The organism is Accumulibacter sp. (assembly GCF_023806565.1).
Classification (GTDB): Bacteria; Pseudomonadota; Gammaproteobacteria; order Burkholderiales; family Rhodocyclaceae; genus Accumulibacter.
Genome location: NZ_JAMTDV010000136.1, coordinates 1 through 8,188, shown reverse-complemented (window position 1 = coordinate 8,188; position 8,188 = coordinate 1). Strand labels below are relative to the sequence as shown.

The following is an 8,188-nucleotide window of genomic DNA, read 5'->3' as shown; positions in this document are numbered from 1 at the left end:
GCCCAGAGTTCAGTGCCCATCGATGGGGGACGAACACAACACCCGAAACCCCACGTTGTCGTTCCGGCTGTGCGGGCGGTACCTGTTGCGCACGGCGCAGCGCGCGTTGTCCTGGTCATAGAGCCAGGCGCCGCCGCGCAGCGCACGGGCCCCGAAGTCGCCGGCGCGCGACTCGGTCACCTCGGGCGTGTCGAACTGGTTGCGGCACCACTCCCATACCGTGCCGGCCATGTCCAGCGCTCCCTGCAGCGATGCGCCAGCCGGATACATGCCGACCGCCGTCGCACGCCCGAGGCGGCTCTCGAAGGTGTTGGCGCGCTGCGGTTCGCGCTTCGCATCCCACTCGCCACCCCACGGGTAAACCTTGCCGGAAACGCCGCCCGTTGCCGCCTGCTGCCATTCCCACTCGTCCGCCAGCCGAACGTCGACGCGAAGGCGATGGCCGAGCCAGCGACAGAAGGCCACCGCGTCGAACCAGCTCACGTAAACCGCGGGGTGGTTGCCGTAACGACCGAAGTCGTAGCTGTTCCCTTCGCCGTCACGATACAGGTCGGGCTCCCACCAGCGCGCGTCGCGCCAGCCGTCCGGGGCGTCGAGAAACGCCCGATACTGGGCAACGGTGACCGGATAGCGCGCGATCCAGAATCGGCCAACTGTAAAGCTTCGCCGGTCGATGACGGCAGAGTCAGGATGGTTCGGGTCGGAGCGGACGTCGATCGCGACGCTCCCACCCGGCACTTCGACCATCGACCCTGCCAGTTTCGGCACCCCGTCCTGGCTGACGCCGACTCCCGGGCGCGGGTCACCGAGTATCGCCAGACGCTCGCCGAGGAAAAGCCGGCGCGCATGCGGCGTGCCGGACCGTTCGACCTCGGCCATGATCGCGCCCGTGGCGATCGGACCCAGGAAGTCTTGCTCGTGCCGGCTCAGCACCACTTCGCCGGTGAGCCCTGCCAGGGCAGCGGCCGCCTCGCGTGCCCGCTCGTGCGACCAGAGGTAGCCGCGATGCTGGCCTTTTTCGAGCCAGGTGCGCGCGTCGGCCTGCAGTTGCCGGACCATGACCAACGCATCACGCCGCTCGTTGATCCACTGCTCGAGCTTCGGCCAGTGCCGTAGCAGCGCCTCGTGGGCGACTTCCACCCATTGCTCACCGCTCGCCCCATCCCGGCCCGTGACCAGCAATCGCTCATCTGCCAGGCGCCCGACGACGCGGCGCGCTGCGTCCCCCAACTCGGCCAGGCGCGCCCGGCGCCGCAGGTCGCTGCGCGCCTCGCCGACCTGGACCAGCGCCGCGAAGACACCGGGTACCGCGTCACGCTCGTCTTTGTCGAGCGCGCGGTACACCGCCTCGGCGCGGCTGACGATGGCTTTCGGCAGCCGGCCCATCGCTTGGTAGGCACACAGCGTCAGCGTGTGGGCGCGAGCGTCGCGCTCCTTCCACAGTTCCTGCAGCGCGTATTCGAGCAAGGCCAGATCCCCCGCCTGGCCGAAGCCATCGTCGAGCAGCGTCTCCGCCAGCGCATCGGGGACGCCGAGCCCGATCGCCTGCGCCGGACCGCGAATGGTCTGCTCGAGCGCCGGGCGCGCGAGCGCGCGCAGGTGCACGATCGCCTCGTCCGTGAGCCGCGCGGAAAGCGACGGATCGTTGAGCACTTCTCCCCAATAATCGGCTCGCAGCGTGAGCACCACTTTCAGCACCGCGTCCCTGATCGTGACGGCAGCGAGCAGCATGCCGATGAACGTCCGCACCTGCTTGGCGTACGCCGCGGCTGCTTCGCCTTCGCGCGGGCGGTGCGTGTACAGCTCCTCCCACTGGTCCACCAGCAGCAGCAGATGCGTGGTGCCGGGTTCCTCTTCGAAAATCTGCTGCACCACATGATGCAGGTGCTCGGCACCGTCCCGCTCGAGGCGTCGGGCGAGACGCTCCGTTTCGTCGTCGATCTCGCCCTTCGACCAGGTGGTGATCCTTTCCGGCTCGCGCAGCGGCAGCAGCACCCGGGCGAGTGCGAAATACGGCCGGCTGCCGGGCATCATGACGGCGATCTGCCAGGTATGACCGGAGGCGCCGCGCCGCAGCTTCGGAATCAGCCCGGCACGCACCAGCGAGGACTTGCCGCTGCCCGACGCACCGACGACGCCGACCATGCGGTGGCCCTCGAGCGCGGCGAGCAGGGTCTTGGCGTCGGCGTCGCGTCCGAAGAAGAAGCCCGCATCCTCCTCGCGGAAGAAGCGCAGTCCCCGGTACGGACAGATGCCCTGGCGCGGGTCCGGCCCGATCTCTGCATCGATCTCGGCCGTTGCCTTGCCGTGCACAGCGCCTTCGATCAAGTCGAGTGCGCGCGGGTCCGAGAGCGTGACCCAGGTGTTCTGCAACAGGAAAACGAGCCCGGCCTGGCTCGCGCTGCCCTGATCCAGGAGCAGCGGGACGACGGGAAAGGAGAGGCCATCCCGGATCGCCTGGTTCTGCCGGTCCAGGGCGGCGACCGCTTCGCGCTGCTGCCAGGGGCCGAGTCCATGGCGCCCCACGGCCACGAGCACCGCCCGGCTCGCAGCGAGGTTCCGCTCGAGCGCCGTGGGCCAGAACTCGCCCGGCCGCAGGTACCAGTCGTCCTTGAACACCTTGACCCCGCGCTCGGCGAGCGCCCTCGCGAAGGGCTCGACGACGCCGAGGTCGAGACGGTTGTAACTCAGGAAGAGATCGAACCGCGTTTCGCTGGCGCTCATGAATGCGTGCCTCCCCGGTGTGCGTCGCATCGTTGTGCGCAGGATTGTAACGCGCCGCCACCTTCCGCGCCTTGCCCAAGGCACGGCGCAGAAGATGGCGGAATCCACGAGGGAAGTCGGATTGCTGCACTTGCCGCGAGGTAGGCGGGCAAGGCGGGTTAGAATTGCGCCTCGACGCAACTGCCGGCCTTGTCCGATTAGGAATCGCCATGTCCTTCACGCCCGATCTGATCGACGAACTCAACACGCTGATCCACTTCGACCTGGGAAGCACGCAGCAGGGAATCAAGATCCACAAGACCGCCGCCCCGGCGATCATCGCGGCGACCCGGCGACTACATGCCAAAGGGCTGTTGACACAGGTCGACGGCGGTTATCTGACCAGCCTGGGCCGCGACGCTGCCGAGGGGGCGCAAGCGGTGCTGACCATTCTCACTTCCGCCCCATCCCCGCGACCAGCAGCGGACGCGTGAGCTACCGGGACACGACATGCCGCGGCCGACGCCGCCAGCACAAGGAAAATCAGCAATGAATCGAGATCGATACGGATCTTCCGTCGGGCCGGGGTGCGGCCGCCTGCTGTTGGCCGCGGGACTGCTTGTGCTCGCGCCGTTTGCCACGGCGCAGGCAGCTGCCGCCGCGAGCACCGGGAGCAACGCCGCCGAGCAGGCCCGCCCGCGCATCGGACTGGTGCTCGGCGGTGGCGGTGCGCGTGGAGCCGCGCACATCGGCGTCCTCGAAGTGCTCGAGAAAATGCGCGTTCCGGTCGACTGCGTCGCCGGCACCAGCATGGGCGGACTGGTGGCCGGCGTTTACGCGGCCGGGTTGTCACCGGCGACGATGCGCGCGGAACTGGCCAAGGCCGACTGGCACGATCTGTTCCAGGATAGCCCCAACTACTCCGAGCGAGCCTTTCGCCGAAAGGTGGAGGAACGGCGTTTTCTCCCGGCCTCGGAAACGGGCGTCGGTCCCGATGGCGTCAAGTATCAGACCGGGGTCGTGACCGGACAGAAGATCAAGCTGTTCTTCAACCAGCTGGTCGGTGATTACCGTGGCCAACGGCAAATCGAGTCGCTGCCGTTACCTCTCTCGATCATCGCCACCGACCTCGTGCAGGGCGCGCGGGTGGTGTTCCGTGAAGGCAGCCTGACCACTGCAATGCGTGCCAGCATGTCGGTCCCGGGCCTGATGTCACCGGTCGAAACGCGCGGCATGCGGCTGGTCGACGGCGGCCTGGTCGATAACGTGCCGATCGATGAAGCGCGTTCGCGCTGTCAGGCGGATGTCGTGATCGCGGTCAATGTCGGATCGCCGCTGCTCAAGGCCGACGAAATCAGCGGCCTGCTGAGCGTGACGACGCAAATGGTCAACATCCTCACCGAGCAGAACGTCACCCACTCGCTGGCAACTCTCAAACCCACGGACATTTACATCAAACCGGACCTCGAGGGCGTCAGCGCGGGCGATTTCGAGCGCACTTCGGAGACAGCCGATCGCGGCGTGCGGGCTGCCGAAGCGGTGGCCGACCGTCTGCGTTCGCTGGCCGTCAGCGAAGCGGCCTACGCCGCGTGGACCGAAAAGATCCAGGTGGCCCGACGCGCCGCCCCGAGAATCGACGAGGTCCAGATCGCCGGTTTGAAGCGGGTAAATCCGGCGGTGGTGGAAGATCACATCGACGTCAAAGCGGGGGATTCGGTCGACCCGGCGAAGATCAACAGCGAACTGCTGCGGGCCTACGGCGACGGCCACTACGAGAACGTCGACTACGCCGTGCTCACCGAACGCGAACGCAACATCCTGCGAGTCACGCCACTCGAGAAAAGCTGGGGGCCCGACTACCTGCGATACGGAGTCAACCTGGACACCAATTTCAAGGCGAACTCCACCTACGCCCTCCGCGCCGCCTATCAGAAGACCTGGCTGAACGAACTTGGCGGAGAACTCCTGGCCTATGGCGAGATCGGCTCCGACACCGGGATCGGGTTGGACTACTACCAGCCGCTCGATGCCCAGCAACGCTACTTCGTCGAAACCAATCTCCATTACGGGAGCAAGCTCAGTGGCATTTACCAGAACAACCAGCAACTCGCCGAGTATCGGGTGATCCAGGGGGAGGCCAGAATAGGTGCCGGCATCAACCTGGGAACCATCGGCCAGGCCCGCGCGGGCTGGAGCGAAAACTGGTGGAATCCTCGTCTGGAAACAGGCTCGCCGTTCTTGCCCAGTCTCTCCAAGCAGTACGGCGGCTGGTTCGGTCTGGTCGACCTCGATCAGACCGACCGCCTCTATTTCCCGACGAGTGGATGGCGAACAACGGTCGGCTATTTCGACTCGCCGGCGAACCATTTCAGCAAGCTTGATGCGGGGGGCAGCGTGTTTCACAGCGTCGGCGACTGGGTGTTCAGCAGCCGGGTTTCGTACCAGGGCTCGCCGGTTGGACAGTTGCCGGTCTACGACGCCGGCAGCCTGGGCGGCATGCTCAACATGACGGCTTTCGCCATAGGCCAGTTGAAAGGCGATGACATGACCTACGGCAACGTCCGGGCGGAAAGGATCATCGGCCGACTGCCACTCGGCTTGCGCGGCGACATGCGCATTGGCCTTGCTCTGGAGGCCGCCAAGGTTGGCACGCCGTATACCGAAACGAACCTGAAGGGCTGGATCAACTCCACCGCAGTCTACCTCGGTGGCGAGACTCCGCTCGGTCCGTTGTACCTCGGCTACGGCTACTCCAGTTCCGGATCGACCGGCGGTTATTACAATATCTACCTGTTCCTGGGGACGCCCTGACGCGAGTGCACCACCTTTGCCGTGGCGAAGCGCTTTTCGACGGCATGGAATGCTCGCGGCCTGACCTCAACAGAATGGCCCCAACGTACCGTCTGCTCGTCGACGAGCCGGCAGGCACTACGCGCTGATTTGCGCCCAGATCAGCCGCTAGGCGCCTGCTTCTGGCCGATGCGCTGGAGAATGCTCCGGGCCAGAGTCTCGAAGTCTGTGTAGGCATCTTTCACGGCATAGGAGTGGCTGCCGATGGCGCCGTCGGCGGTGCTAAGCTGAAAAATGGGCTTGCGCACCTCCTGCGCCATGGGAACCAGGCTGCGATAATGCTTGAGTCTAGCCAGACAATCGCCGTCCAGGGGCTGAGTTCCCTGCCCATCAGCCCGATCCAACACACTTTTCTGATACGTCTCCGGAATCCGCTCGGCCCATTTCCGGTAGGCCTGAACGGGACGCGAGAGGCGCTCGGTGTGCTGCATCAGAATGTAGCCAACCGGCATCATTTTTCCCCGAGGTAAGGGAAAGCTCGGTGAGCGCCAGTTTTCCAGTCGTCGGTTCCAGTCGGCGCGCCAGGCCTGCAAGGTTGGGCCGAGGTTCCGCAGCCCCTGCAAGGAAAAAAGGTCCGCCGCGAGTGGGATCACCACGTGGTCGGTGGAGATCAGCGCTGATCGATTGATTGCACCGAGATTAGGACCGACATCGGCCAAGATTATGTCCGAACTGTGCTGTTCTGCGGCCATCTGGGCGACCTGCCAGAATGCCGAAAGAATCCGGAACGGGCGGTACAGCGTTCCGGACCCCAGCGCGTTTGGCCACTCCTGCGACAGAAAATCTTCGAAGCTAGCGAGGCCCAAGTCACCAGGCACCAGATGCAGGCGCGCGTTGATTCGCTGTGTTTGCGGTGGGACGATGTCGCCGACCTCGGTCAAAGGCCGCAGACACTGATAGATCGTACCATTGCGCGGTACGCTGTCGCCGACATCCCAGAGAACCTCTAGGTCGTCTTCCGAGAGAAAAGCGGAAGTGAGGTTCGCCTGTGGATCAAGATCGATGGCTACCACCCTCCTTCCCATTTCGGATAGCATCCAGGCGAGATGAAATACCAGTGAGGTCTTGCCAACACCCCCCTTGTTGTTGAAGAAGGTGAGGACGGGAATGCTCATGACGCCCTCCGCACGGTGGCAAGGACTATCGTCGGCTCGACCTGGAACTCCGGTGGCGGGTTGCCGTTTGCGGCCAGGGATCGGCGCGCTTCGGCGATTCCAAAGCCAAAGCGCTGCACAAATCCCATGGTCTTGAGAACGGTCGCCACGCTGGGATTTCGGTAATCGCTGATTCCTGGGCGCCCGAAGTTCTCTGCTGTGACAATGCCATACGGTCCACCGGGATTGGTGATCTCGATATGGTCATCGAACCAATAGACGCGGACGGGCGCATTGCTGCCTTCATAGCTGCGGTGCATGATGGCATTACGGACCAATTGTTGGAGCGCAGATAGCGGATAGGCTGCCGTGCGAATTTCCGTCGCTGCACCGGACGCGAATTCGACGGAAACGGCCAATGTCGCCCTAATCTTGTCGTCCAGCCGGCGCAGCACAAGATCGAGCGTCCCGTCGATTTCCTGCTCGTCGACCACCGGGTCGCCAAATCTGCTGCCTCGAATGCGAAGAAACTGAACGTACGCACAGGGAATCCAGGTGCGCGTAGCCTTGCCAAGGGTGAGTAAGCCGACGACCGTCGGTGTGGGGTCATCGACCGACGCGATCATTCCCGTCGAAGCAAGTCGCTCCTCGTAACTGCGGGTGTTTGCCGCAAGTACGTCTGCGGCAACCGCCTGCGGCAAGTATTCGCCCTCAAAAAAAGCACGGTTCAATTCGCCGAGAGGGCAGCCCCTGATCGGGTGGGTGTCGAAAGCACGGTCGCGATGTCGGCGGCGCTCGTTAAGAATGCGTTCATCCTGCGCACTCGCGAGGCCCCGCCGCGGCCCGATCCGAATCCAGATTCGCCCCTCGTAGCGTACGGGTGGCGCATCGGCGGGCCAAACTGTCACGACGGCCACGGAAGTCCCCTTGAGCAACCTTCGCTCCACCGTGAGAGTGGGCGGAGGCGTGGTCTTGCCGTCCGTCTTCAGGTCTGACAGGGTTTGCAAGAGTCTGTCGGTGATTTCTATATTCGCCGCACTGCCGTCGTCTTCGGCCCCAATGAAGACCACTCCCGGCAATCCGTGATTCGGCAGATCATTGGCGAACGCGCAGACTGCTTGGCGTGCCTTGTCGGGGGCATCCCCCGCCCAAGCCCGCTTGCGCTCAACTCGATCCGATTCGAGATTGTCGAGTAGCGCGACAAGTTCCTCATCGCTCATTGTGTTCATGACACGACCTTCCGCTCAATACTGCGACTGCCTGCGGCTTGATTCCTGCAGTCTCGAGGCATGATCGAATCAGCGGGACTGCAGGGCCACAGTATAGTGCCATAGCAGTCGACCAAATTCTCTCTGCGCCCAATGGCACGCGGTGCGTACCTTATGTCCGGGCCAATCACCTTACCGCAATTGGCGGCTGCCATGCGCGCGCCAATCCTCGCGGTTTGCTCCGCGAGACCACGACCGTACCGGTGCCCACAGTGTCGCAGACTGCCGGACGCTTGCGGCCGGTCCACCTGTCTTCCCTCCAGTCGAGTCCTC

5 protein-coding genes are annotated in these 8,188 nt (G+C 64.4%); 2 read left to right on the top strand and 3 right to left on the bottom strand.

Annotated elements, in window-relative coordinates:
- Nucleotides 1–9: 9 nt before the first annotated feature.
- Nucleotides 10–2,724: an SUMF1/EgtB/PvdO family nonheme iron enzyme gene (locus NFV80_RS16780; RefSeq protein WP_296759414.1), complete on the bottom strand. Its 2,715-nt coding sequence runs from the start codon at nt 2,722–2,724 to the stop codon at nt 10–12.
- A gap of 209 nt (nt 2,725–2,933) precedes the next feature.
- Between NFV80_RS16780 and NFV80_RS16775 the strand changes: the two genes are divergently transcribed.
- Entirely contained in the window at nt 2,934–3,197 is a 264-nt protein-coding gene (locus NFV80_RS16775) for a TIGR02647 family protein (protein ID WP_295328657.1), read from the top strand.
- A gap of 55 nt (nt 3,198–3,252) precedes the next feature.
- Nucleotides 3,253–5,514 carry a patatin-like phospholipase family protein gene (locus NFV80_RS16770; protein ID WP_296759411.1) on the top strand — a complete coding sequence of 754 codons (2,262 nt, stop codon included), beginning with the start codon at nt 3,253–3,255 and terminating at the stop codon, nt 5,512–5,514.
- A gap of 140 nt (nt 5,515–5,654) precedes the next feature.
- On the opposite strand, the gene NFV80_RS16765 is transcribed toward NFV80_RS16770, so the two are convergent.
- On the bottom strand, nt 5,655–6,668 hold the full coding sequence (locus NFV80_RS16765) for an AAA family ATPase (RefSeq protein ID WP_296759409.1): 1,014 nt from the start codon (nt 6,666–6,668) through the stop codon (nt 5,655–5,657).
- Complete coding sequence (locus NFV80_RS16760; RefSeq protein ID WP_296759407.1) at nt 6,665–7,876, bottom strand: ATP-binding protein; 1,212 nt, start codon at nt 7,874–7,876, stop codon at nt 6,665–6,667. Before NFV80_RS16760 ends, NFV80_RS16765 begins: the two co-directional genes overlap by 4 nt.
- Nucleotides 7,877–8,188: the final 312 nt, after the last annotated feature.

Bases quoted from the DNA above. Each gene is read 5' to 3' on its own strand.
- NFV80_RS16780 (WP_296759414.1), bottom strand. From the start codon at position 2,724: ATGAGCGCCAGCGAAACGCGGTTCGATCTCTTCCTGAGTTACAACCGT.
- NFV80_RS16775 (WP_295328657.1), top strand. From the start codon at position 2,934: ATGTCCTTCACGCCCGATCTGATCGACGAACTCAACACGCTGATCCAC.
- NFV80_RS16760 (WP_296759407.1), bottom strand. From the start codon at position 7,876: ATGAACACAATGAGCGATGAGGAACTTGTCGCGCTACTCGACAATCTC.
- NFV80_RS16770 (WP_296759411.1), top strand. From the start codon at position 3,253: ATGAATCGAGATCGATACGGATCTTCCGTCGGGCCGGGGTGCGGCCGC.
- NFV80_RS16765 (WP_296759409.1), bottom strand. From the start codon at position 6,668: ATGAGCATTCCCGTCCTCACCTTCTTCAACAACAAGGGGGGTGTTGGC.